Below are 24,114 nucleotides of genomic sequence, written 5' to 3'. Positions count from 1 at the left end.
ACTCCTTAGAAATTTTCAATATGCATAATCTGTTCTTCTTTGCTTTCAAGGTCTTTTATCCAAATAGTTTGGTTTGAAAGCTCGTCTTCACCGATACATACACAAAATTTTACATATAATTTATCTGCGATTTTAAGATGATTTTTGAGTGATTTTGTCTCATAATGAGTCAATGTTTTTGTTATTAAACGTTTTTGATTGACCAGTGTAAATACAACATCCAGTGCTTCATCGCACAAAGCACCAATATAATATCCTTCGCGTTTCACTTCTGGCATTTTCACCAAATCCATCAAACGCTCAATGCCCATAGCAAAGCCCACACCCGGTGTTGGTTTACCATCTAGGAATTCAACCAACCTGTCATAGCGTCCGCCACCTGCGATAGCGCTTTGTGCACCAATTTCAGAGCTGACAAACTCAAAAGCTGTTTTTGAGTAATAATCAAGGCCTCTGACAAGCTTTGGATTGACCTCATACGCCATACCAAAATGATCTAAAATCGCTTTCAGTGTTGCAAAATCATCTTTACATGTAGGGCATAAATGTTCAACAATCAAAGGTGCTTTTTGAAGCAGCATTTTGCAGTGTTCATTTTTACAGTCCAACACACGAATAGGGTTTGTAAGCTTTCTTCGCTCACAATCTTCACATAAGCCTTCTAATGTATCTAAAAACTTCACTAATGTTGTTCGATATTTTGGCATACACTCAGGACAGCCCAATGAGTTGATTTCTAAAGTATAACCAATGCCAAGCGCATCAAATATGGCTTTAAGCATCAAGATAATCGTTGCATCTTCTTTGACACTGGCTTCACCAAAGGTTTCAGCCCCAAATTGGTGAAATTGTCTTAGACGACCTTTTTGTGGTCTTTCATACCGAAACATAGGTCCATGATAAAAAAATCGTTTTGTTCCACCTGCTTTATCATACTTCTCTTGAATAAATGCTCTGACAACACCCGCTGTGCCTTCAGGTCGTAAGCAGACATCGTTATCGCCTTTATCTCTAAATTGGTACATCTCTTTTCCAACGATATCGCTGCTTTCACCAACGCTGCGTTTAAAAAGTGCCGTTTCTTCTAAAATAGGTGTTTCAATCAATGAAAATCCGTAATTTTCAGCGATACGCGTACACGTTTTAATTACATGTTGATAAATTTCACTTTGTGGAGAGAGCGTATCTTTCATTCCACGTAATGCATTAATCATATAAAAATTCCTCAATCTGTTGATAAATCGCTTCAATACTTAATGAAGCATCAATTTCTAAGCATTGTATTGGCAATGTCTTAACAATGCGTCGCATTATATCTTGAATCCGTAACAAATAGCTTACACCGCGTTCTTCAATCGCATCATGTTCTTTTACACTTAAACGCTCTTTCATTAAAGCTTCATTGGTTAAAAAAAGAACGATTTTTTCAGGATAATTTCCTTCCAATGCCAATTGATTCATATGCAAAAGTAAAGCACCATCTATATCTTCATGATTAGCACAGGCATAAGCAATACCCGATAAAAAACCCCGATCACTGATAACTAAACGTTGATGACGATAAGGTTTCACAATCGTATCGTAATGCAGTGCACGGTCTGCTAAAAATAAAAAGAGTTCTGCATTAAAGGAAGCTTTTACTTCACCACCTAAGAGTATTTCGCGTAACCGAATACCTAAAGCCGTTCCACCAGGCTCTTTGGTTGCTAAAACATCTGGGTTGTTTTGTGCAAAACGTTGCACTTGGGTACTTTTACCCGTTGTATCAATACCTTCAAAAATCACATACATGTAAATTTGCTCTGTAAATAAGGTAAAACCATGGGAGGTACTAAATGAGACACATCTCCACCGTGTTTTGCGATAGAGCGCACAACAGAAGAGCTAATAAATGCATTTCTAAGACTTGGCATCAAGTAAACGGTCTCAATTTCACTCCACAACGAGGCATTAGCATACCCCATCTGCAATTCAAATTCAAAGTCGCTCACGGCTCTCAGTCCTCGAATCATTACACGAATCTCTTTTTCTTTAGAAAAATTCACTAAAAGCCCATCAAATGGCTCAACAGCAATGCCATCCATGTCTTTAATGGCTGCTTGAACCATTTCAACACGTGTATCACTATCAAACATTGGACGCTTCTCTTCCGATAATGCGACAGCAACTAAGACTTTATCAAACAATTTTTTTGCTCTTTTAATAACATCCATATGCCCATTGGTAATAGGATCAAATGTTCCAGGATAAATGGCAACTCTCATGCTCCCTCCCAACGTTTAAATAAAGTGTGTTCAATTCCAAGAAGATCAAACCATTTCCCAATAAAAAAATCCTCCATCGCTTGAAGGGTTGTAATATCTGCATAATAACCTGCAACGGGTGGCGCTATATGAATACCAAGTTGTGAAAGTTTCAGCATATTTTCTAAAGCAATCGCAGAGAATGGCATTTCTCGAGGAGCCAAAAGAAGAGGGCGCTTTTCTTTAATCATAACCGCTGCTGAGCGTGTTAGAAGATTATCGGCTATGCCATGTGTGATTTTAGCCAAAGTATTCATACTGCATGGAATAATGGCCATTGCATCGCACTGAAAAGAGCCTGAAGCTGTCACGGCACCGATATTCATATCATCAAGAAGAAATGTATTGGATGCTTCTTTTTCAAAAACCATTTTTGCATGGTCTGATACGATAATGTATTTTTCAATGGACTGGGGAAGTGCCTTATAAAACGCTAATCCTAACTCAGCACCACTTGCTCCGCTGATACCGATAATAATACGTTTCATTCGACGATAACCGCTTCTTTAGAAGAGATAATTTTAGCACTAAGAACTTTACCTTGTTCTGTTTTTATTTTCACAATATCTCCTAAATCAGCATCTTCTAAAAGAGTCGCTTGAACTTCTATGTGCAAGCCATCTTCTTTTAATAACGCTTTTATACTCTCTTTTTTATAGACCAATCGTTTGACATCAAAGAGATAATCTGTAAAAATTTGTCCCTCTTTAATGTTACTTTTAACGACTAAATTGTGAGGCATTTCCTGCACAATGGCTCTTGTGGGAAGGGCATCGAGACTCACTAATGTCGTATCATAATCATCAATAGTGAGGATTTTACCGTTAAGCAAATTACGTTTCGCTTTAAACACCGTAGCCTTTGCATTCATTTCATAGGAAAAATAGAGTTTGCGTTCTTTGTTGCCTATTTGAAATATACCGACAAAAGAGCCACTGTTTCTTCTTAGCATGGAATCTGAAATACTGATGCCAGAGAGTTGATACCGCTTAAAATCTGGAGGCAGAGATGATTTAGTGGATATCAATGGTTTTTCATCAATCATGACAAAAGGAGCCAACGCTTGAAATTTCATCAAAAAAGCACTTTCTATTTCATCTAATTTACCCATCATTTTACAACCGCGTTTAAAGACTACTACGCCATCACTAGTATCAATGACACTAATATTGTGGTCCGCAAAAAAAGGTAAGATAGAATTAGTGGTGATGCTGTATTGCATTCTGTCTTTTGGAATTTCAACTAAAACAGGATTATCGGTTTTTGATGTATAACCAAAAAAGGAAGCTTTTAGGGAATCTTGTTCAACACAATAGGTTTTATCAATATAAATTGAATCGGCATTAAGAAGATAAGGGAAGATAAGAGAAAAGAAAAAGAAGATGGAGCGGGAAACGAGGTTCGAACTCGCGACCCCAACCTTGGCAAGGTTGTGCTCTACCACTGAGCTATTCCCGCAAAACGGACGGAATTTTAGCAAAAAAAACCCTTTATGTCAATCTTTATAGCAACAATTGTAGCACAAATAGATTTCAAAGGGCTTAGGATGCGTTATTAAACTTTGAAAATATTGATCTCTTTTTCCAATTCCGCCGTTGCAAAATTTAAATTATTGGAGACACCCATCAAATTATCAGCAACTTGCTTGTTTTCATGTGCAAGCCCCGTTGCCTCTTCGACGCCATTGGTGAGTTGATCGATCTCTTTTGAAATACTAATGGCTTTTTCATACGCTATGTTAGTGATTTCAAGACTTTTTGATGTCTTCACTTTGGTCTCATTGGCCATTGAAGAAATTTTAATCGCATTTTCATTCAAATCAATGACTTTTTGACTGTTGTCTTTAATGTTTTCACTTGCACTAGAGACACTTTGAACGACGACACTAATGGTCACGTCAATTTCAGAAAGAGATTTTTGCGTGCGTTCAGCTAGTTTTCGCACTTCATCGGCAACCACAGCAAATCCTCGTCCGTGTTCACCCGCACGTGCTGCCTCAATCGCAGCGTTTAATGCAAGTAAATTTGTTTGATCAGCAATATCTTTAATCATCTCAAGCACAGACTTAATTTGTGTTGTTTGTTCTGCTAAATCATGCATTTTAGAAGATATATTCTGTTCTTCTTGGCTAACACGATTAATACTTTCAACGATTTCATCGAGCGTTTCAATCATAACATCTAACATCGCATAATCTTCTTTCATATACGTTGCTGACGTTTCAGAGATATCGCGTGATTCTTGCAATTCACGATTAATTTTGGAGGTAAGTGTTTTAACATTATCGACAATGCGATCTTGCTCTTCTGCAACACTGGTAATTTTATGTGAAAAGCTTTGCATGCTTTTATTGATTTCGGAGTTAGAAGCCATCGTTACTTTTGCTTTAATTAACGCCTGTTGCAGTGTAGAAAGAAGAGAATTCAAATTCTCACTAATATGCCCAATTTCATCATTATTTACAATGACAATGGGGCGATTGAGTGCTAAATCTTGGGTAATCAATGAGAGATGTTCACCAATTCGTCTGATGCGATTCACAATATAGCGGCTAATCGCAAGCAATAGGCTTGACGTAATCATCAAAATGAGTAAGGAAACAACAATAACGATATAAAGATTATTGTGAAGCTTTGCGCTAATTTCAACACTTATATCTTTCACCCGCTTAGTGGTAAACTTGGAAATATTGGCAAAGCGCTCGGAAATATATTTGCAATCTGCTTCAATTTCAACTGCCATATCGCCAATATCTTCACGATTATCTTTTACGTAAAGCTCATGGATGCGCTTGAGTTTAGGAGCAATTTTTTGAGTATAACGTTCATATGCCTCATTAAGATTTTGTTTCAAGACAGGTTCATCGTAAAAATCACTTTTAAGCGCCTTTGCAAAAAATTCATTCATCTGTTTTTCAATAATAGGCAGACGTTCTTTGGCTTGACCTGTGGGAAGGAATTCACTGGTAACATGAATAAGGTCATTTAAAATCATCTCGAAGTTTGTACGAGCCAATGTAATTTCACTATCGGGAACAACATTTTTTTCATAAATGGTTTCAAGCGAATTTTTACCAATGATGCTTGAATTGATGCTTATGTAAGAAAGGATGACTAATCCTAAAACAGTCACAATGGAGATAATTAGAAGCTTGGTCGAAATCTTTACATTACCGAACATAACCTACCTTTATAGTTGCAATTGTCATATTTTGGGTCACCATACTATCTAAAATCATATAAAAGGTCAAGTTTTTTGAACTATTTGTGAAAAAAGAAATAAATCCTCATAGTCTATCATTTAAAGTAATAGAATGTTGATTCGTTCTCCCATCTCAACCTTCTGCGTTCCTTCATCGCTAATCCAAAGCGCATTGCTGTCTTTTAATGGTTTTATCATCCCTGATCCATATTTATTTTTGCCAAAAACCTGAAATTTTCCTTCGTGATAAAAACCTAAAACAAAATTCACACGACCTGATTTTACGCTGAATTCTTCCTGATTTATAGCACTAATTGCTTCATAATTAAACTTTTTTTGACCTTGTAGTTTTTTTAATAATGGCACTAAAAAAACAAATGCATTGACATAAGCTGCCAATGGATTTCCAGGCATAGATGCAACAATGGTATTGCCCATTTGCCCCATCATAGTTGGCTTGCCTGGTTTAATATTGATACCATGAAATTGTGCGCTAAAACCATTTGAAAGCAAGGCTCGCTCTACAAAGTCTGCTTCTCCCATACTTACTCCGCCACTGGTGACTAAGACGTCATATTGTTTCATTTGGGCAAAATAGTTGGTTGCGGCTTCTAAATTATCGGGGATAACGCCGCAATACGCTGCTTCAAAACCGTATTCTGCAAATAAAGATATGAGCGCTAAGGCATTAATATCATAAATTTCATCTTCACTGGCAACATCCCATGGCGATTTGAGCTCATCTCCTGTTGAAAAAACAGCAATATGGAGTTTTTTATACACTTGCACCATGCTAATACCTTGCGATGCAAGAATAGCAATTTCACGTGAGCCAAGAACATCTCCCGCAGATAATAAAACTGTACCGACTTTTTCTTCTTCACCCTTAAGGCGTAACGCATTGCCAGATCTAAGAGAGGAGGGGAGCTGAATAGTGTGTGTGTCATAAGAGACACACTCTTCAAAAGGGATAACCGTATCCGCATCATTAGGAACTTTTGCGCCTGTCATTATTTTGTAGCAGTCATGTTCGCCTAGGCAAGGCTCAATAATATCGCCTGCTAAAATTGTTGTTTTAATCTTTAATGTTTCTAAATTTGGCGCGTATTTAAATGCAAAACCATCGAGTGCCGCATTATTATACGAAGGGAGATTCTTTTTACATGTAATATCAGCGCACAAGGTTCTTCCAAGTGCGTGGAAGATGCTCACCCATTCAGAGTGAGGCTTTTGTATCACTAGATTTAATGTTCTTTGTACGGCTTCGTTAAAACTGACGCTTGTCTCTTTTGGCATTATCTATTCCTCTAATCGTTCTATTTTCGCACCTAATTTTGAAAATTTACCTTCTAAATCTTCATAACCTCTATCAAGATGATAAATACGATGAATTTTCGTAACTCCCTCTGCTACAAGCGCCGCTAAAATGAGTGCAGAACTTGCGCGAAGGTCGGTTGCCATAACATCAGCGGCATTGAGTTTCATTTTACCTTCTACGGTTGCACTGTGTCCTTTCAGTTTGATACTAGCGCCCATACGCCCAAGCTCACTCACATGCATAAAACGATTTTCAAAAAGTCGTTCATCAATAATACTCGTGCCTTTTGCTTGCGTGCATAATGCCATAAATTGCGCTTGTAAATCGGTAGGAAAACCAGGGTATTCTGATGTTTCGATATCAGAAGGTAAAATTTTCTCCGCAGGATGTAAGGTAAGGCTATTTTCAGTCTCATCAATTTTAAAGCCCATCTGTTCAAGCTTGAGAATGACGGCATCTAGATGCCTTGGATAGACGTTTTTGAGCGTAATTTTTGATTTGGTGATAGCGCCTGCACATAAGTAGGTTCCAGCTTCAATACGATCTGGAATCACACGAAAATCATGGATGTCAAGCAGTTTTCCTCCACTTCCTTCAATGATGAGTTTTGAAGTTCCAACACCATCTATTTTGACACCAGCTTCGAGCAATACTTCACAGACTTGAACGACTTCAGGCTCTTTTGCCACATTCACCAATGTCGTCGTCCCATGCGCAAGAGCCGCCGCCATAATGATATTTTCACTGCCTGTGACGGTCACTTTATCAAAAATAATGGTCGCACCTTTTAAGCCTTTAGGAGCTCTTGCTAAAACATAGCCTTGCTTGATTTCAATTTCCGCTCCCATTTGCTCCAATGCTTTTAAATGCAAATCAATCGGGCGCTGACCAATGGCACAACCACCGGGCAGTGAGACTTCACAATGTCCAAAACGTGCGAGCAATGGTCCTAAGGTTAAGATAGACGCACGCATTTTACGAACAATGTCATAATTCGCACATGCTGAATTGACTGTAGTTGCATCGACTTGAACGACATTTTTATTGGTAAAAGCAAATGTTGCGCCCAGATTGGATAAAAGTTGTAAAAGGGTTTTAACGTCTGCAACTTCAGGAATATTGGATATGGTTAATTTTCGTTTTGAAAGAAGTGTCAGTGCTAAAAGAGGAAGAGCAGCATTCTTAGCCCCTGAAATAGAGACCGAGCCACTTAATTTTTGTTTTCCTTGAATAGCCAAATAATACATCATTTTAGAGTTCCTTGTAAAAGATGCATCTATTGTAGTCAAAAAATGATTAAATTTTCTATGAATTCTGGTAGAATTAGAATTGATATGATTGTGAGGGAATCCAATGGTTTTAGAACAGTTTTTGCTCGAAACACGGTATTTGACAATTGCGCATCTTTATTTTTCTGAAAAAAAATTAACGCTTTTTGACTCAATAAAAGAGGAACATTCACATTTTTCTACGTACGACCTCACTCAAAATACACATTCTATTCCTGCAACCGATATTTTATTTATTGAAATTGGCGATAGTTCCAAAGAAAAACTCAAATTACTCCTAGGGATTTTTACAAGACATAAACCTATTATGGCGTATATTTTTGCGGACGATGTCGAAAATAGGCTTTTGCTAAAGTTTGCGTTGCATTTTGGTAGTGCCGATGTTTTGCCACTCAAAAATGACGAAGCGTTACTCTTTTCTATCTTCACTAAAAACGCCAATAAACTGGATGAAAAACTCTATACCTTTCAAAAGATAGAACTTGAAAAAAAGATAGAGCATTTTTTTCCGTTTCTTGTTTTCCAAGGAGAGACGCTTACGTATGCCAATGGGCAGGCAAAAAAGCTCTATGAAACCAATAATCTCAGCGAGATACAACGTAAAATTAATCGTGATGAAGAGTTAGGTGAAGCCTTGCGTGCAAATGAAGATGCAGAGGGAAGTGTTGTTATTGAAAATGCGGCCAAAGAACGCGATGTATACTTATGCATTATCAAATCCTTTCCTAAAAGCAATGAAAAGATTGTTACCTTAATTAACTACGATCCCGAAAGTGAACAAAAAAATTGTTCTACTATTTTGAACCGTTTTGATTTTGTCGATAGACTTAAAGACCGTCTTGCCCAGCAAAGTGTCACCAATGCGGCTATTTCGCTTATTTTAGTCAATATATCCAACCTTGATAAACTCAGCAAAACCTTTACGAGTTCAACACTTTATGAAGCCTTTAAAAATTTGATTTCACATCTGTTTCAACTCAGAGAAGAGGGGCAAGAGATTGTTCAGTGGAGTCCAAACCTTTACATCGTTTTAGGTGAGAACAAGACGTTTGAGCATACCTGCGAGCAAACACGCCATATTCAACAAGAGCTCATCAACGCAACCATCCATGAAAAAATCACGCCTATCATTCTCTCATCAGCATTTCAAGTTGAATCAAGTGATTTAAATGAAGTCATTGATTACATCGAAAAGATAAATGCGAAAAATCTCTTACCTAATGACATTGAAAAAATCAAATATTATGAGTTAGAATACCTAGATAACGTCATTGAAGAGAGAGAACAAATCGCTTATTTGATGCACAATTGTGTCAATAATAAAATTCCTATCAAGCTCTTAAATATCTACAAAGGTCTTTGTATCAATACCAATTCATACATTCTGAAGATGAGTGATGACAGCTACTACCTCAATTGTGAAAACCTTCAAGGCTATGCAATGCAACTTGAAGGAGAAACCGTGCTTCAAGCACCCAATTTCCCAAAAGACATTAAAGCAATTGTCTCTTTAGTGGATATCAAACGCTCTTTGGTTATCATCAAAAACCTCTCATTTATGAGCAACAGTGCCAATAGTAGGCAACATACGCGTGTTCAAACCAGCATACGCACACCCGTTCTCATTAAATACGCGCATCGTTCTTCCGCACAAGGGGATATTCTTGATATATCGGTGAATTCCATCGCCATTAAGGTCAATAAAAATTTTAGAGAAGAAGAGATATTAAACCAGCATATCAGGCTGAATTTTTCACTTCCGAATGAAGAGGGCGAGCATGGATATGTCATTATGGATATTGCAGCCAAAGTCACGTCGCTCATCCAAAAAGAGGACTACACCAAAGTGGTGGTCTTACTCGATAATTTACCGAAGCCTTACGATGATTATCTGCTTCGTTACATGTATAACCGTCAAAAAGAGCTCATCGCTGAAATCAAACGGGCTACCAAAGCCTACAATTAATGAACCAACGCTACTTTTAACGCTGGTTCATTTTCATACTTAAAGTTCTTCCGCTTCAAAAACCCAAGAAGGATGAACCAACTCCTCTTGCGCTTTAATCAGTAAAATTTCTCTTGAGTGTGCATCTTCTGTTTTTTTCAGCAGACCGTAAACCGAAGAAGCCGCTTTAGCAAGCGCAGTTTTAGCACACTGTGTTTGTAGATAATGGACAAAAAAGAGTGCGGCTATGGCATCGCCTGCACCATTAAGCTCCACACTAAGCTTTGGCGTGCGAACTCTCCAAAATGCTCCTTTTTCAGCAACAACCAAGTCTAAAGCATCTTCGGGCGTTTCATCAAGATGCACAGATGTCACTAAAACGATGCGAGGACCTTTTTGGTGCACGGTTTTGATAGCTTCTTTAAACGCTTCTTTTGTAAATGCTTTTTGATGAGATAGGTACTCTAATTCAAAATGATTTGGGGTGATAATATCAGCTACGCTGAGAGCGTGTTCTACCATAAATTCTGGAATACCAGGGCGTACGAAAATACCACGTCCCACATCGCCAATGACAGGGTCACAACAATAAAGCGCTTTTGGATTGGCCTTTTTCACCTGTTCCACAGCACCTAAAATCGCATAACCCAAATCGGGTGAGCCCATATAGCCAGAAACAACACCGTCACAACGACTTAACACGTCTCGTTGCACAAGGCCTTCTAACAATTCGTCAATAAAACAGCCATCAAACACGCGTCCTTTCCATGAACCATACCCTGTATGATTTGAAAACTGAACGGTGTGCAAAGGCCAGACCTCAACACCCAAGCGTTGCATCGCAAAAGTCGCGGAGGCATTACCGACGTGACCGAATACAACGTGAGATTGGATGGATAAAATATTCATAATAAAATGCCTTTTAAAAAATTCGAAGTATTGTAACAAATATAGAGTAAATAGTATCCGATTTTTTGGGTGAAATTTTAGCGTTTTTGGAATTTACATGTAAAAAAATCAAACCGATGATGTGAGATGTTTTTTTACATGTAATGCTTCACTAAAGATGGTTAATGATACTCGCGTTATACGCCACGCCAAAGCCATTGTCGATATTCACAACACTGACACCACTCGCACACGAATTGAGCATCGAAAGCAGTGCGGCAACACCGCCAAAACTCGCACCATACCCCACACTCGTTGGTACGGCAATGACGGGTTTATCGACCAAGCCTCCCACAACGCTAGCCAGTGCGCCCTCCATTCCAGCAATCACAATGACCACTTTGGCATTTTGGATAACTTCTAAATGTGCAAACAGACGATGAATACCCGCCACCCCCACATCAACAATTTTTTTAACATCATTGCCTAAAATCTTTGCTGTCTCATACGCTTCTTCAACCACGTACAAATCAGACGTTCCCGCTGCAAGAATGGCAATGTAGCTAGAAGGAGGGCTTAACACCTCTTTTTCAATCGTAATGGTACGACCTAATTCATTGTACCTAGCTTCAGGATAGAGGCGATGTATAGCCTCATACGCTTCTAAAGAGGCTCTTGTGACTAAAATATTATTCTCTTTTTCAAGCAGTTTTTGCGTAATTTGCACAATTTGCTCTGTCGTTTTACGCTCTCCGTAAATCACTTCTGGATAGCCAACTCTTAAGGAGCGATGATGGTCTATTTTAGCAAATTCCATATCTTCAAAGGGGTAGTGTTTTATCTTTAAAAGTGCCTCTTTAATGCTCAATTCTCCACCTTTGACGGCTTCAAGGAGCTTTTCAAATGAATGAACACACATAGCGACTTCCTTAAACGTTTTGTTTTGATTCGTTCAACGAATCGTGTCGATACGCTTCTAAATCTAAGGTTACATGTAAAAACCCCAACGATTTGAAGTGCGCACATATCGCTTCTAATCGAACATCGTGAATGAAATGTGTTTTACATGTAAAAGGCATCTCAATCCTTGCAACAGCGTTATCATAACGCACTCTCATATCAGAATACCCCTCATCAATCAAATACGCCTCCGCAAGGCTAACCATCTCTAGCGCTTTTTCACTGATGGGTTTTTCGTAAGGAAACCGTGTTAATAAACACGCATAAGAGGGTTTATCCCATGTGCTAAGCCCCAACTCTTTCGAGAGCTGGCGAATTTCACTTTTGGTCAGTTCCGCCTCTACTAAAGGGGATTGAATGTGTAACTCCTGCAATGCCACACGACCCGGACGATACTCTTTTAAATCATCCGCATTACTCCCATCGGCTACGTTGAAAAAACCTTGTTGGCTAGCAGAGTCTAAGAGTGCAGAAAATAAAGAGTGCTTGCACACATAGCAGCGATTTTGTGGGTTAGTACGCAATGCATCTAACCATGCTTTTTCAATCACTTCACACGGCGCACCTATCTCACGAGCAATACTCAGGGCATCTTCCCTCTCCCAATGCGCGATATACGGGGTTGAGATAAACAGCGCTTTGGCATTTTCCTGTAACACATCATGCGCAACTTTAAGTAAAAAACTACTATCCACACCTCCAGAGAAGGCAATGACCATTTTTTGATACGAGGCTAGACGCTCTTTTAAGCGTTCATATTTTTTATAAATCATGATAGGTTCTCATTAAATGGGTAATGGCTTCATACACGTTTGCAATCGGAACATTATGGGTGAGAGCAGCGCGTTTGCACTCTTCGTATTCGGCTTTGTATTTCAGCATTTTTCCATTGTGAAAGGCACACTTAACTCGAATAGGTCCATAAACACTTTGCACGGTTACGATGCGACGCTCTAACGCAATTTTCTCAACAGGATAGCTTCTAAGCCCAATGGAAGTGGTTTCATGCAAGATAATATCAATAGCTTCTTGCTTTTTTTCAAGACTCACCAAAACACTCAGTTTCACGCCTAAACGATTTTTTTTTGTCGTAATAGCGGTGGTATAGACATCTTTTACGCCTGCATCAAAGAGTTTTTCTTGCGCATACGCCAGTATTTCAGGGCTCATGTCGTCTATATTGGTCTCCAATACGCACTCTTCTTGCTTTTGCATTGCATTGTCTTCGCCTAAAAACACTCTTAAGACATTGGGAATCTCAAACGTTTTATGCCCGATGCCATACCCAATTTTTTCAACAACCATCGATGGCTTTTCGCAAAATGCATTGACATTGGCTTTTAATATAGCCGCTCCCGTAGGTGTTGTTGTCTCAAAAGGCACGCGATTCAGCGTGATGGGTACATGTGTGAGTATTTCCATCGTAGCAGGAGCGGGGACGGGTAACGTACCATGCGCACACTGTACAAAGCCACCACCCAGTTCGATTTGAGAGGCAACAATTTTTTTTACATGTAAAGCCTCTAAACAAATCGCAGCGCCCACAATATCAACAATAGAATCCACGGCACCCACTTCATGAAAGGCTACTTCATAGGGTTCTTTTCCATGTATTTTTCCCTCAGCTTTGGCTATTAACCAAAACATAGCGATGCTTTTTTCTTTTACCACGTTGCTTAATGCACTTTTTTGAATCAATGCTTCAATGCTTTGAAAGGTACGATGCTCTCCATGAACATGTTCATGATGTGGATGTGTCTGCCAAGGCTTCTGATGTTCAGACGTAAGATTGACATGAACACTCGTGCCGCTTATGCCCATTTTTGTTGCGTGCTCAATGACCAAATCAAATTCGTCATCCAACGATAATTTTGAGAGTTCGTGCCTTAGATGCGCCTCTTCTACACCTAAATCCAGTAAAGCGCCTAAATTCATATCGCCGCTAATACCACTAAAGCAGTCATAATAGAGAACTCTCATCCGTAATCCTTATTTATTTGCCAATTTGGGAACCGTAATAGAGCCAAAAGGAAGCACAATAATACGAGCCTCTTTTCCTTTTTCTTTGATGGCTTCATCCAAGGCTACATGTAAATCGTGGTAAGGCTTTAAATGCACCGCTTTTAACTCTTCATCACTCAGTTCACTGACCGCCCAGCTTTGTGCCCAAAGGTTTATTTCAGCCATTTTTGCCGCTTTATGGTAACCGAGTTTATAACCGCATTTGATTTTATCTAATACCGCTTGAGCCGATGGCGCTGAACTCATCAGTTTAAAAAATCCCTCTTCGCCGATACCCGTACGGCATTTTGCGACCATAATGAGAATGCCGTTTTCTTTCAATGCCAATTTGCCATTATCCAAAGCTTTTTGAGACTGATAAAGGTCAATATCCATCGGATAGGGAGCTACGGAAATCACAATATCCGCTTTTTCAAGGATATTCACGCAAAAGACTTCATCGGCTTTATCAATCGCCGCATAAAAAGAGTCACTTAAATCACCTGCGCTCACAGCACAAATATCATGGTCACTGTCCAGTACAGTCATAATCGCAAACACGTCAATATGACCTAATACACTCATCGCATCCATCATATCTTCATGTACAGGATTGCCTTTTAAAGAGAGTGCTTGCGCATTGGGGTGCAAGGCTAAAAGATGGTTTTGCTGAATGGTCTCAAAGGCAGCAACACCCGGTAAAAATGCTTTTCGTCCACCGGTGTAGCCTGCGAAATAGTGCGGTTCAACAGAGCCAATAGCACACACTTTTTTTGCTTCTGCTACGATTTTATTGAGGTACATCTCCGTGCCATTAGTGGATTTTCCAAGATAGACCATCGCATCGTTGCGAGAGTCATGACTCCAGAGGCGATTTTTTACATGTAAATCTTCGTATATCTCTTTACCCAAAATAAAATGCCACTCTTCCTCGCTGGGCGCTCTATGGCATCCCGTCGCAACAATAAAATAGATATCTTTGTCTTTAATTTTAGGATAGATACGCGCTAAAACTTTTCGCGTAGGAGTAGGGCGCGTGCCATCATTCACAATAAAAACGATACGTTCATTGGTATCGCAAAATGTATCAAAACTCTCTTTTCCAAGCGGATGCGCTAATGCGTCATCAATAGCGCGGTTATAATCAATTTTAACAACACTGTTGGGGCTGTACACACCCACTAACTGTTCATCACAAATATCCAAGTCAAATTTTTCCTCTTTTCCATACCCAACACTTACTTTCATACATTATCCTTTATCACCGTTAAAAATAAAAAAAAAGAACTAACCAAAATGTTTTCCAATAAAATACCATATATGTGATATTTTATCACCGTTATACTCTTTTAACATTTAATTGACCAACTCCAAAACACACAAAACTAAAAATTGATGATTTTTTTGAGAAAGAACACGAAAGAGGTGAAAAAACACCTCTTTCACAGGATAGCAATTTAATAAATTCTATTCAAATACTTCGTATTGAGCACGACCAATTTTATAAAGATCAGCACCGTAAGTATCGTTAATAACTGTCAAAGGAAAATCAACGACTTCAAGTCTACGAATTGCTTCAGGTCCAAGTTCTGGATACGCAATGACTTCTGCACTTTTAATTTGACGTGCCAAAAGTGCACCAGCACCACCCGTTGCGCCAAAATAAATCGCTTTAGATTTCGCACAAGCATCCACAACGTCTTGGTTACGTTTACCTTTACCAATCATACCTTTAAGACCTTGTTCATTAATCAAACGAGGAGAGTAAGAGTCCATTCTGTAAGAGGTTGTAGGGCCCGCACTACCGATTGGGTCACCTGGTTTTGGAGGCGTTGGTCCAACAAAATAAATAACCGCACCTTTCATATCAAATGGTAATGCTTTACCTTCATCAAGAAGATCAACTAATTTTTTATGCGCGGCATCACGTGCTGTATAAACAACGCCCGTTAAATAAACAATATCGCCTGCTTTAAGTGGTGTTACATCTGCTTCGCTAAGTGGTGCTGTTAAATGATAAGTTTTACTCATAATCTTCTCCTTATAACTTGATATGCATGTGTCTAGAACTATGGCATTGAACGTTTACACTCACTGGTAAACTTGCAATATGGCATGGATTTTTCTCAATATGAACACCCAAAACCGTATTGGTTCCACCCATACCCATAGCACCGATACCTAAGTTGTTAAGAAGGTGCATTAACTCTTCTTCCATTGATTCCAATGTTGGATCTGGATTTTTACTTCCTAGTTCTCTAAAAAGTGCATGTTTAGAAGAGATAACCGCTTTTTCAAAGGTTCCACCAATACCGACACCAACGGTTAATGGAGGACATGGATTTGGACCCGCATCTGAAATAACTTGTTTAACGTATTCGATAATACCTTTTCTACCTTTTGCAGGAGGGAAAACAGTCGCACGTGAGACGTTTTCAGAACCGCCACCTTTTGCTGCGTATTCAATATCGAGCACATCGCCTTCTACAAGGTCAAAATGAATGATTGCTGGAAGGTTATAACCCACTTCGTCTTTAAGATTTGCACGTGTGTCCCAATGACAGGTTGATGCTCTTAAATAACCCTCTTTGTACCCTTGTTCTGTTCCTTCATTGATTGCTTTTTTTAAGCTACCGCCCACCACTTTAAGGTCTTCGCCTACTTTCACAAAAAACACGGCTAAACCAGTGTCTTGACAAAGAGGTCTTGCTTCATTTGCCGCTATATCAGCATTTTCTAAAAGCTGTTTCAATACTTGTTTACATACTTCACTTTTTTCAGTGTTGTATGCAGTTTGCAATGCCTGATAAGCATCTTTAGGTAGATTGGTAGCACTGTAAAGGATCATATCCTTAACACTTTTGACGATGTCTTCGTACTTAATTTCTCTCATTTTTCCTCTCCGAAAAAGTTTATTTTTGGTTAGAACTGACGTTATAGCTTCACCCTAAGCTATAACATCAACTCTATTCTACCTAAATTCAAGGTAGAGGTGCGTTGTTGAGTTTACATTTAAAAGGAGGGCACCTCTACAAATCTTTACATGTAAAGATTTGTAAAAGTGTACACCCCACAAGGGGATGTACTTTCAAACATTATAGGTAAATAAATACACCTAAGATGAGAGCAGCGAGGTAAAGTGCACCGAAGATTGCACCTAAGAACCACCATCTACCTTGAGAGATATAACCTGCACCATACCAAAGTGGAGAAGGACCTGTACCATATGGAGTAATAATACCCATGATACCAAGGCTACCACCTAGAAGGATCATAAATGCTGGGATTTGCTCTGGAGCGATAAATTTCACTGCGATAACAACAAAGATAGGAATCAATGCAGTTACGTGTGCTGTAACGCTGGCAAAGAAGTAGTGAAGGACAAAGAATACAACAATCATAGAAATCATCATTGCCATTGGAGAAAGACCAGACAATGAAGTTTCTGCCATTTTACCAATCCATGCCAAAATACCAACATCTTTAAGACCGCTTGCAAGTGCAACTAAAGTAGAGAACCATACGAGTACGTTCCAAGCGCCTTTGTTACTAATAACATCATCCCAAGAGATAACTTTTGTAAGAACCATCAAAGAGACAACAACGATAGCAGCCGTTGTACCATTCACATTAAGTTCTTTACCAAAAATCCAAAGAATAAGTGCAAGAAGAGCAAAAAGACCCATCAAGATTTCTTTAAACGTAATCGCACCCATTTTTTTAAGTTCTGCAGCAGCCCAAGCTGGAGCTTCTGGTGAACTTTTTTGGGTTGGTGGATAAAGCACATACGCTAACCATGGAGTGATTAAGAAAAGTGGCACCATAATTGGAAGCATCATTTTTGCCCAAGTACCCCATTCGATTGTAATACCGGCACCTTTGCTGATAAGATCAACCGCTAATACGTTTGGAGCAAGTGCTGTAATGAACATTGAGCTTGTAACTGTTGTTGCAGCAATCGCTACCCAACAGAGGTATGAGCCAAGTTTACGTGGTTCATTTTCTGGAGTTGATCCGAAGATAAGTGGAATGTTAATCGCGATTGGATAAATCGTACCACCACTTCTAGCTGTGTTTGATGGCATAAATGGCGCAAGAACAAGGTCAGCAAATGCAACAGCATAGCCAAGGCCTAATGAACTTTTACCCATATATTTAATCATGATAAGAGAAATTCTTTTACCAAGACCTGTTTTTTGATAACCCATCGCAAACATAAATGCTGCAAAGATCAGCCAAATGGTAGCGTTTGAAAAACCAGAAAGTGCCCACTTGATGTTCGCACCTGATGTTTTACCGACTAAGCCTAAAAGGGCAGCCAATGAAACACCAATTAAACCAACTAACGCAGCTGGAACTGGCTCAATAATTAGACCGACAACGACGGCTAAAAAGATTGCCATAAAGTGCCAAGCGACAGCACTCAATCCCTCAGGAGCAGGGATAAACCAAACGACTAACAAGACCAACACTGGAATCAGCATATTGATTGCTTGTTTCGACATTGCAAACCTCCATAAAAATAAATTTTACTCAACATCTCATAATTAAGACTGATGTAATTATATGGCGACGAAAGAGATATAAATGAGACTTTTTTGATAGAATTACAAAAAAACTTCATCGGAAACTTATGAAAATATTAAAATTTATAATTGTATTGATTTTTTACAGCTCTTTTTTATATAGCAATGAGATTTTGCTGCTTCAGTCCTATAACAAAGGTCTAAAATGGACGGATGGAATTTCTCATGGAATAGAAGATGTTATGAAAAAGCATCCTGAGTATGAACTCACCACAGAATATATGGATAGCAAAAAAATTGAATCTGAAAACTATTTTGATGAATTACTCGATTTATATAAGAAAAAATTTCGCCATCGAAGCTATAAAGCAATCATCGCTGCCGATAATTACGCATTTGATTTCGTCTCCAAATACCACCGTGAGCTTTTCCCCAATACGCCTGTCGTTTTTTGTGGTGTGGAAAACTTTAATAAAAAAGAAATTACCCCCTATCTTAAACAGTATGTAACGGGTGTTGTGGAGTATAAAGACATACGCAAAAATCTCGAACTTATCTATCAGCTCTTTCCTGGATTAAAAATGGTTTATATTATTAGCGATGATGCATACTCCTCTTTGGCGATTAAAGATCAGATTATCAATGAGTCCAATTACTTTAAAGATAAATTTCGTGTTGTCTTTGACAATAAGATAGATTTCAATACAATTGACGATAAAATTGCCAAGCTTCCAAAACACAGTGCCATTTTATTTACAAGTTTTTATCGCGATATGTATGGCGCTTATGTTCCTTACCATCGCGTCCAAGCTTTCTTTCAACGTTCACCGTATCCCGTTTTCGCACTGAATAATATACATGTAGGAGAAGGCGTTATTGGTGGGTATATGGTCAATCCTTATGAGCAAGGTACGTTAGCGGCTAAAAAGGCATTTGAGATTATCAATGGGAAAAAGCCTTCATCGGTTCCTATTAGTATTCCAGCTAATAACTACTTTTTTGACAACCTTGTCTTAAAAAAATTTGGCATCTCCTTAGGTGATGTACCTAATCCTTCAGATATTGTCAATGGCGTTGATAGCTTTTATGAAAAACATCGAAAATTTGTTGAAAATGCCTTTGCGTTGATGCCTTTATTGCTTTTGCTTACGACGATTTTAGTACTAAACGTCATTAAACGTATCTCTCTCGAAAAAGAGCTGTTACGTCAAAGTAAACTTGATTATGTTTTATTGAACAATATTCAAAGTGCTATTTTTTGGAAAGCAAATGATGGCAAAATTTTGGGCTGTAATGAACTTTTATGCCATATCTTAGATCGTGATAAGTTTGATCTCATCGGTAAGCATATTAACGAAGTAATGCCAGATATGTGTGAGCAAATCCAAGAAGTACCGCTTAATGCTTCCAATAGTACTGAAATAGAAGTCCAATTTCCATTTCAAGAAAAAAAAGTTTTCGCAGTACGTAGGACCTATTATACCGATGAGAACAACCAAGAAACGGGTGTTGTTACCATTTTAACGGATATTACGGAAAAACGAAAAATAGACACTGAACATAAACGCCACGAACAATTTGTCATCCAACGTTCTAAACAATCCGAAGTCGGAGAGATGATAGCAAGCATTGCACACCAATGGAAAACACCGCTGGTTGAAATCTCTGCCATTGCACAAGAGCTGATTTATAAACGGCGTAAAAGGGTTTTAGCCGAAGAAGACACGCAAAAATTTGTCGATGACATTATGACGCAGGTTAAATACATGTCAAATACGATTGATGATTTTAGACAATTTATCAAACCCTCTTCAAAACAAGCAGCTTTTAATGTACAAGAGGCATTGACGACACTTCTTAATGTGGTCAATCACAATCTTAAGTATAACTATATTACAATCAAAATTGATCAAAAAAGCGATGATCAACTCTTAGCTTTTGGTTACCCAAATGAATTTAAACAATGTATTTTAAACATCATTAATAATGCAAAAGATAGTATTCTAAAGCGACGAGAAACCACTACCACAGAGGGCGTGATTGATATCAATCTTCGAAGCGATGATTCCATGATTTATCTGGATATTGGCGATGATGGTTGTGGCATTGAAAAAGACTCACTTGAATCCATTTTTAATCCTTTTATGAGTACCAAAGAGCATGGCGATGGATTTGGGTTGTATATGGCACGTTTGATTATTGAAGATAAAATGAATGGTAAAATTATTGCGAAAGAAAGAGAGCAGGGTGCTCAAATATGTATTAAAATTAAAAAAGTCAAAGGAACTGTATGAAAATATTGCTCTTAGAAGACAATGAACGTTTAGCAAACCTTATCGTTGAAGCATTGGAAGAGAAAAAATACCATATTGACCTTTTTGATAACGGTAAAATGGCTCTTGATGCGATTGACAATGGGTATGATTGTTTCATTTTGGACATTAACGTCCCTGGAATTGATGGGCTGAGTCTTCTAAAAGAGATACGGGTAATGGATGCAGCGACACCTGCGATTATTATCAGTGCCAATGTTGAGCTTGAAACCATCCAAGAAGCGTATTGCAAAGGATGTGACGAATACCTCAAAAAACCTTTTTACATGTATGAACTCGAAACAAAAATTGAGAGGCTGTGTAAACCTAAAGCACCTGTCATTCTTTTACCTGAAAAGTTTACCTATTCGATTGAGCATGAAAAATTGGTCGATGGACAGGGAGAAGAAGTGAAACTGGCTAAAAAAGAGATTTTACTCCTCAATCTTTTTACCAAAAATCTCGATAAGAACATCTCATTTGAGCGTATTGAGCAGTATGTATGGGGTGGAGAACTGACAACAACGGAGAACATCAGGGCTCTTGTGAAGCGTCTACGTAAAAAATTGCCGTACAATACGATTGAAAACCAAGGTGGTATCGGATACCGACTCAATTATGAACATTAAAGCCACTTTCTTTACGTCGCGTGAACAGTTGCTTTATCTTTTAGCAGCGGCTGTTCCCATCGCATTTACTGCGTGGAACTCTCTTTTAAATAACTTTGTCGTTGAAGTAGCGCATTTTGATGGTGAAAAGATTGGTTTATTGCAAAGTTTGCGTGAAGTTCCAGGGCTTTTAGCGTTTACCATTGTGTTTGTTTTGTTGATTTTTACGCAACAAAAAGCGGCCTATCTCTCACTGATTTTATTGGGCTTGGGAACGCTTCTTACGGGATTTTTTCCTTCAACATTAGGGCTTTACATTACAACATTGATTATGTCCACAGGGTTTCACTATTTAGAAACCTTACACAGCTCACTCTCACTGCAATGGATTGATAAGCAAACAGCCCCGTCGTTTTTAGGAAGACTCTCTGCACTTCGCTCTTTCATGGGACTTGGAATTTTAGCGCTCCTATATGTTTTAATGCAGTTCTTCAATGTTGGCTACAAAAGTATCTATCTGCTCAGTGGTGGCGTCACTATTTTGATTGCATTGATTATTTGGGCGAATTTCCCACAATTCAAAGACGATGTTTTACAAGAAACGAAACTTTTTTTGCGAAAAAAATATTGGCTTTTTTATGTTTTAACGTTTTTAGCGGGTGCGAGAAGGCAGATTGTCGTCGTTTTTGCTGGCTTTTTATTGGTAGAGCGTTTTGGTTTTAGCGTTGAAAACATGGTATTGCTCTTTATCGTCAATACTATTTTAAATATGATTTGCGCTCCATATGTCGGGAAATTAATTGAACGTTTTGGTGAAAATCTCTCTTTAAAAATTGAATATCTTTCCATAGTTCTCATTTTTGTCCTCTATGGTTTGGTACAATCTCTTCCAATGGCAGTTAGTCTTTATATCATTGACAATCTCTTTTTTACCATAGCGATTGCGTTAAAGACTTATTTTCAAAAAATTGCAGACCCAAAAGATATCGCTGTCACTTCTGGGGTTGGCTTTGCGATCAACCATATCTCAGCAGTACTGCTTCCTTTTACATTAGGCATCATCTGGATATATTCTACCAGTGCCGTCTTTTTTATAGGAGCATTTTTAGCCTGCATCTCTTTTGTACTGACATTTTTTATTCCCAAAGGAGTGTTACATGACATTACTCATTAATGCCGATTTTTTACAGCTTGATTATCATAGCGACCCTAAAGCGTATGAACCATCAAAATTTTTTGAAGAAGAAGGGAGTGAAAAATTTGATGCGTATTCCGCTAATCAAATGCTCATTATGCTCAATCAAATAGGGCTTGATATGAGTTTAGATGACTACTCCCTTAAAAAGCTTGAGATTTTTTTACGCACGGAATTACCTTTTTTTACAGTGAATCGCAGATTGGTACGAAAATGGGTCACCGAGAATTTTTTATATTAATATCATATTAGGTCGTTATAATTATGGTATTAAAGATGAGGAAATTATGAAAAAAATCTATTTAATCAGACATGCAAAATCCAGTTGGAAAGATGAAACGTTAGATGATTTTTCCAGACCTTTGAATGGTCGGGGTAAAAGAGATGTTGAATTTATGGGAAAACGACTCGCGCTTTTTCATGTAGAGCCCGATGCCATTTTTTCGAGTACGGCAAAACGCGCCGAAAAGACAGCGAAAGCTTTGGCGAAATCCATAGCGTTTGATAGAAAGAAAATTGTTTATACCGACGCACTGTACGAAAGTACCTTTGAACACTATCTTGAGCTACTTCATGGAATGGATGATGCGTATGAATCCATTTTTTTGATTGCACACAATCCAACCATTACAGAAGTAGGCGAGCGTTTAAGTGGTGCAATTTTGAGCAATATTCCAACATGTGCTATTGTGTGTATATCGTTTGATGTTGAGCATTTTAGTGAGATTACAGAAGAGAGCGGGCATATCCTCTTTTTTGATTACCCGAAAAAACACCTCAAAGATTAAAGACGTTTACGCATATATAAAATAACACCGGCCATGAGCGTTGCACATGCGCCTAGTCCGCCCATCACCATCCACGAGCCCGTAGCAAACGTTGATAAAGGTAAATTTTGGGTATTCATCCCAAAATAACCTACAATGAGATTCAGCGGTAGAAAAATTGCAGAAAGAATCGTTAAGAGATAAATCATTTTATTCATACTTTCATTATTGCGACTGGTGTAAAAATTATAGAGGTTTCCTAATTTATCAATTGCTAATAAAACAGACCGATTGGTACGGCTTAAATGCTCATGAATATCCCTAAAATGAATCGCTAAAAAATCCTCTTCTTTCAAATACGTCTGAATAAATGTCTCTAAAACTTCGGTTGCAAGACTAAGCATACGGTTTATTCGACTCAAATCTTTTTTATACGTCAGCCAATAACGCATAAATGAATTTAACGAACTGTTTTCATACAGCTGTTCTTCCATCCAATCAATGCTTTCATGCAGACTCGCAACCATTTTCATCGTTGTATTGGTTTTTTCATTTAAAAGCTCATACACGTTTTCCATGGTTTTAAAATCAACAAACGTGTGCGTATTTTTATCAAAATAGTAATAGCTTTGCGCATCAAAAACAAATGCATATGAGTCAATAATCAGCTCTTTGTCTTTTGAAGGAAGGGTGAGTATTAAAATATCGTACAACTCTTCTTGAACAAACATCGAAGGATGCATTGGGTTTTTAATATCTAAAAGGTGAAATGGGTCAATTTGGTCAAAAAGATGTTGCATG

22 protein-coding genes, 1 tRNA gene and 1 pseudogene are annotated in these 24,114 nt (G+C 38.3%); 6 read left to right on the top strand and 18 right to left on the bottom strand.

Going from position 1 to position 24,114, the window contains the following annotated elements; genetic code table 11:
- Nucleotides 1–5: 5 nt before the first annotated feature.
- From hisS to murA, 9 genes and pseudogenes are all read right to left on the bottom strand, one after another.
- A complete protein-coding gene (gene hisS, locus AC5SLP_RS07105) occupies nt 6–1,214 on the bottom strand; it encodes a histidine--tRNA ligase (protein ID WP_495254461.1) in 1,209 nt (402 codons plus the stop codon).
- Nucleotides 1,207–1,791, bottom strand: coding sequence for a dTMP kinase (tmk, locus tag AC5SLP_RS07100; protein ID WP_495254460.1), 585 nt, complete (start codon nt 1,789–1,791; stop codon nt 1,207–1,209). Before tmk ends, hisS begins: the two co-directional genes overlap by 8 nt.
- Nucleotides 1,782–2,264 carry a pantetheine-phosphate adenylyltransferase gene (gene coaD / locus AC5SLP_RS07095; protein ID WP_495254459.1) on the bottom strand — a complete coding sequence of 161 codons (483 nt, stop codon included), beginning with the start codon at nt 2,262–2,264 and terminating at the stop codon, nt 1,782–1,784. Before coaD ends, tmk begins: the two co-directional genes overlap by 10 nt.
- Nucleotides 2,261–2,791 carry a UbiX family flavin prenyltransferase gene (locus AC5SLP_RS07090; protein WP_495254458.1) on the bottom strand — a complete coding sequence of 177 codons (531 nt, stop codon included), beginning with the start codon at nt 2,789–2,791 and terminating at the stop codon, nt 2,261–2,263. Before AC5SLP_RS07090 ends, coaD begins: the two co-directional genes overlap by 4 nt.
- On the bottom strand, nt 2,788–3,525 hold the full coding sequence (gene flgA / locus AC5SLP_RS07085; protein WP_495254457.1) for a flagellar basal body P-ring formation chaperone FlgA: 738 nt from the start codon (nt 3,523–3,525) through the stop codon (nt 2,788–2,790). Before flgA ends, AC5SLP_RS07090 begins: the two co-directional genes overlap by 4 nt.
- Before the next feature lie 161 nt (nt 3,526–3,686).
- A tRNA-Gly gene (locus AC5SLP_RS07080) sits at nt 3,687–3,761 on the bottom strand.
- Between the two features lie 267 nt (nt 3,762–4,028).
- Nucleotides 4,029–4,379: pseudogene (locus AC5SLP_RS07075) on the bottom strand (methyl-accepting chemotaxis protein); the annotation flags it as partial.
- Between the two features lie 1,224 nt (nt 4,380–5,603).
- Nucleotides 5,604–6,800 carry a molybdopterin molybdotransferase MoeA gene (locus tag AC5SLP_RS07070; protein ID WP_495254456.1) on the bottom strand — a complete coding sequence of 399 codons (1,197 nt, stop codon included), beginning with the start codon at nt 6,798–6,800 and terminating at the stop codon, nt 5,604–5,606.
- Nucleotides 6,801–6,803: 3 nt separating this feature from the next.
- Nucleotides 6,804–8,072 carry a UDP-N-acetylglucosamine 1-carboxyvinyltransferase gene (gene murA / locus AC5SLP_RS07065; protein WP_495254455.1) on the bottom strand — a complete coding sequence of 423 codons (1,269 nt, stop codon included), beginning with the start codon at nt 8,070–8,072 and terminating at the stop codon, nt 6,804–6,806.
- A 103-nt stretch (nt 8,073–8,175) separates the two neighbouring features.
- On the opposite strand from murA, the gene AC5SLP_RS07060 reads away from it, so the two are divergent.
- Nucleotides 8,176–10,077: a PilZ domain-containing protein gene (locus tag AC5SLP_RS07060; protein ID WP_495254454.1), complete on the top strand. Its 1,902-nt coding sequence runs from the start codon at nt 8,176–8,178 to the stop codon at nt 10,075–10,077.
- Nucleotides 10,078–10,116: 39 nt separating this feature from the next.
- On the opposite strand, the gene pdxY is transcribed toward AC5SLP_RS07060, so the two are convergent.
- The 8 genes from pdxY to AC5SLP_RS07020 form a co-directional block, all read right to left on the bottom strand.
- A complete protein-coding gene (pdxY, locus tag AC5SLP_RS07055; protein ID WP_495254453.1) occupies nt 10,117–10,965 on the bottom strand; it encodes a pyridoxal kinase PdxY in 849 nt (282 codons plus the stop codon).
- Nucleotides 10,966–11,116: 151 nt separating this feature from the next.
- Nucleotides 11,117–11,863: a nickel pincer cofactor biosynthesis protein LarB gene (gene larB, locus AC5SLP_RS07050; protein ID WP_495254452.1), complete on the bottom strand. Its 747-nt coding sequence runs from the start codon at nt 11,861–11,863 to the stop codon at nt 11,117–11,119.
- A 10-nt stretch (nt 11,864–11,873) separates the two neighbouring features.
- Nucleotides 11,874–12,677, bottom strand: coding sequence for an ATP-dependent sacrificial sulfur transferase LarE (gene larE / locus AC5SLP_RS07045; protein WP_495254451.1), 804 nt, complete (start codon nt 12,675–12,677; stop codon nt 11,874–11,876).
- The gene (gene larC / locus AC5SLP_RS07040; RefSeq protein ID WP_495254450.1) at nt 12,667–13,884 is read right to left on the bottom strand and encodes a nickel pincer cofactor biosynthesis protein LarC; all 1,218 of its coding nucleotides are present in this window, start codon (nt 13,882–13,884) and stop codon (nt 12,667–12,669) included. Before larC ends, larE begins: the two co-directional genes overlap by 11 nt.
- A gap of 9 nt (nt 13,885–13,893) precedes the next feature.
- On the bottom strand, nt 13,894–15,153 hold the full coding sequence (locus AC5SLP_RS07035) for a lactate racemase domain-containing protein (protein WP_495254449.1): 1,260 nt from the start codon (nt 15,151–15,153) through the stop codon (nt 13,894–13,896).
- 219 nt (nt 15,154–15,372) lie between these two features.
- Nucleotides 15,373–15,936: a Fe-S-containing hydro-lyase gene (locus AC5SLP_RS07030; protein WP_495254448.1), complete on the bottom strand. Its 564-nt coding sequence runs from the start codon at nt 15,934–15,936 to the stop codon at nt 15,373–15,375.
- 10 nt (nt 15,937–15,946) lie between these two features.
- A complete protein-coding gene (locus AC5SLP_RS07025; protein ID WP_495254447.1) occupies nt 15,947–16,798 on the bottom strand; it encodes a fumarate hydratase in 852 nt (283 codons plus the stop codon).
- 202 nt (nt 16,799–17,000) lie between these two features.
- On the bottom strand, nt 17,001–18,410 hold the full coding sequence (locus AC5SLP_RS07020; RefSeq protein ID WP_495254446.1) for a DASS family sodium-coupled anion symporter: 1,410 nt from the start codon (nt 18,408–18,410) through the stop codon (nt 17,001–17,003).
- A 128-nt stretch (nt 18,411–18,538) separates the two neighbouring features.
- Here AC5SLP_RS07020 and AC5SLP_RS07015 point away from each other — a divergent pair, with 128 nt between their 5' ends.
- The 5 genes from AC5SLP_RS07015 to AC5SLP_RS06995 are packed head-to-tail and all read left to right on the top strand — an operon-like array spanning nt 18,539 to nt 23,334.
- Nucleotides 18,539–20,725, top strand: a complete 2,187-nt coding sequence (locus tag AC5SLP_RS07015; protein WP_495254445.1) for an ABC transporter substrate binding protein — start codon at nt 18,539–18,541, stop codon at nt 20,723–20,725.
- A complete protein-coding gene (locus AC5SLP_RS07010; RefSeq protein WP_495254444.1) occupies nt 20,722–21,372 on the top strand; it encodes a response regulator transcription factor in 651 nt (216 codons plus the stop codon). Before AC5SLP_RS07015 ends, AC5SLP_RS07010 begins: the two co-directional genes overlap by 4 nt.
- Entirely contained in the window at nt 21,362–22,525 is a 1,164-nt protein-coding gene (locus AC5SLP_RS07005) for an MFS transporter (protein ID WP_495254443.1), read from the top strand. Before AC5SLP_RS07010 ends, AC5SLP_RS07005 begins: the two co-directional genes overlap by 11 nt.
- The gene (locus AC5SLP_RS07000) at nt 22,509–22,787 is read left to right on the top strand and encodes a hypothetical protein (RefSeq protein WP_495254442.1); all 279 of its coding nucleotides are present in this window, start codon (nt 22,509–22,511) and stop codon (nt 22,785–22,787) included. The genes AC5SLP_RS07005 and AC5SLP_RS07000 overlap by 17 nt, the downstream gene beginning before the upstream one ends.
- 46 nt (nt 22,788–22,833) lie before the next feature.
- Nucleotides 22,834–23,334, top strand: a complete 501-nt coding sequence (locus tag AC5SLP_RS06995; protein WP_495254441.1) for a SixA phosphatase family protein — start codon at nt 22,834–22,836, stop codon at nt 23,332–23,334.
- Here AC5SLP_RS06995 and AC5SLP_RS06990 read toward each other — a convergent pair.
- Entirely contained in the window at nt 23,331–24,113 is a 783-nt protein-coding gene (locus AC5SLP_RS06990) for a magnesium transporter CorA family protein (RefSeq protein WP_495254440.1), read from the bottom strand. The two genes, AC5SLP_RS06995 and AC5SLP_RS06990, sit on opposite strands and share 4 nt — an antisense overlap.
- Between the last annotated feature and the right edge of the window lies 1 nt (nt 24,114).

This window comes from Sulfurospirillum sp. E15m (genome assembly GCF_059415145.1).
The sequence above is the reverse complement of the archived record's forward strand: the minus strand, read 5'-3'. Positions and strand labels throughout refer to the sequence as shown.

Bases quoted from the DNA above. Each gene is read 5' to 3' on its own strand.
- AC5SLP_RS07025 (WP_495254447.1), bottom strand. From the start codon at position 16,798: ATGAGAGAAATTAAGTACGAAGACATCGTCAAAAGTGTTAAGGATATG.
- AC5SLP_RS07090 (WP_495254458.1), bottom strand. From the start codon at position 2,791: ATGAAACGTATTATTATCGGTATCAGCGGAGCAAGTGGTGCTGAGTTA.
- murA (WP_495254455.1), bottom strand. From the start codon at position 8,072: ATGATGTATTATTTGGCTATTCAAGGAAAACAAAAATTAAGTGGCTCG.
- AC5SLP_RS06990 (WP_495254440.1), bottom strand. From the start codon at position 24,113: ATGCAACATCTTTTTGACCAAATTGACCCATTTCACCTTTTAGATATT.
- AC5SLP_RS07060 (WP_495254454.1), top strand. From the start codon at position 8,176: ATGGTTTTAGAACAGTTTTTGCTCGAAACACGGTATTTGACAATTGCG.
- AC5SLP_RS07030 (WP_495254448.1), bottom strand. From the start codon at position 15,936: ATGAGTAAAACTTATCATTTAACAGCACCACTTAGCGAAGCAGATGTA.
- flgA (WP_495254457.1), bottom strand. From the start codon at position 3,525: ATGCAATACAGCATCACCACTAATTCTATCTTACCTTTTTTTGCGGAC.
- AC5SLP_RS06995 (WP_495254441.1), top strand. From the start codon at position 22,834: ATGAAAAAAATCTATTTAATCAGACATGCAAAATCCAGTTGGAAAGAT.
- AC5SLP_RS07010 (WP_495254444.1), top strand. From the start codon at position 20,722: ATGAAAATATTGCTCTTAGAAGACAATGAACGTTTAGCAAACCTTATC.
- AC5SLP_RS07000 (WP_495254442.1), top strand. From the start codon at position 22,509: ATGACATTACTCATTAATGCCGATTTTTTACAGCTTGATTATCATAGC.
- tmk (WP_495254460.1), bottom strand. From the start codon at position 1,791: ATGTATGTGATTTTTGAAGGTATTGATACAACGGGTAAAAGTACCCAA.
- pdxY (WP_495254453.1), bottom strand. From the start codon at position 10,965: ATGAATATTTTATCCATCCAATCTCACGTTGTATTCGGTCACGTCGGT.
- AC5SLP_RS07035 (WP_495254449.1), bottom strand. From the start codon at position 15,153: ATGAAAGTAAGTGTTGGGTATGGAAAAGAGGAAAAATTTGACTTGGAT.
- larC (WP_495254450.1), bottom strand. From the start codon at position 13,884: ATGAGAGTTCTCTATTATGACTGCTTTAGTGGTATTAGCGGCGATATG.
- coaD (WP_495254459.1), bottom strand. From the start codon at position 2,264: ATGAGAGTTGCCATTTATCCTGGAACATTTGATCCTATTACCAATGGG.
- AC5SLP_RS07020 (WP_495254446.1), bottom strand. From the start codon at position 18,410: ATGTCGAAACAAGCAATCAATATGCTGATTCCAGTGTTGGTCTTGTTA.
- hisS (WP_495254461.1), bottom strand. From the start codon at position 1,214: ATGATTAATGCATTACGTGGAATGAAAGATACGCTCTCTCCACAAAGT.
- larB (WP_495254452.1), bottom strand. From the start codon at position 11,863: ATGTGTGTTCATTCATTTGAAAAGCTCCTTGAAGCCGTCAAAGGTGGA.
- AC5SLP_RS07005 (WP_495254443.1), top strand. From the start codon at position 21,362: ATGAACATTAAAGCCACTTTCTTTACGTCGCGTGAACAGTTGCTTTAT.
- AC5SLP_RS07015 (WP_495254445.1), top strand. From the start codon at position 18,539: ATGAAAATATTAAAATTTATAATTGTATTGATTTTTTACAGCTCTTTT.
- AC5SLP_RS07070 (WP_495254456.1), bottom strand. From the start codon at position 6,800: ATGCCAAAAGAGACAAGCGTCAGTTTTAACGAAGCCGTACAAAGAACA.
- larE (WP_495254451.1), bottom strand. From the start codon at position 12,677: ATGATTTATAAAAAATATGAACGCTTAAAAGAGCGTCTAGCCTCGTAT.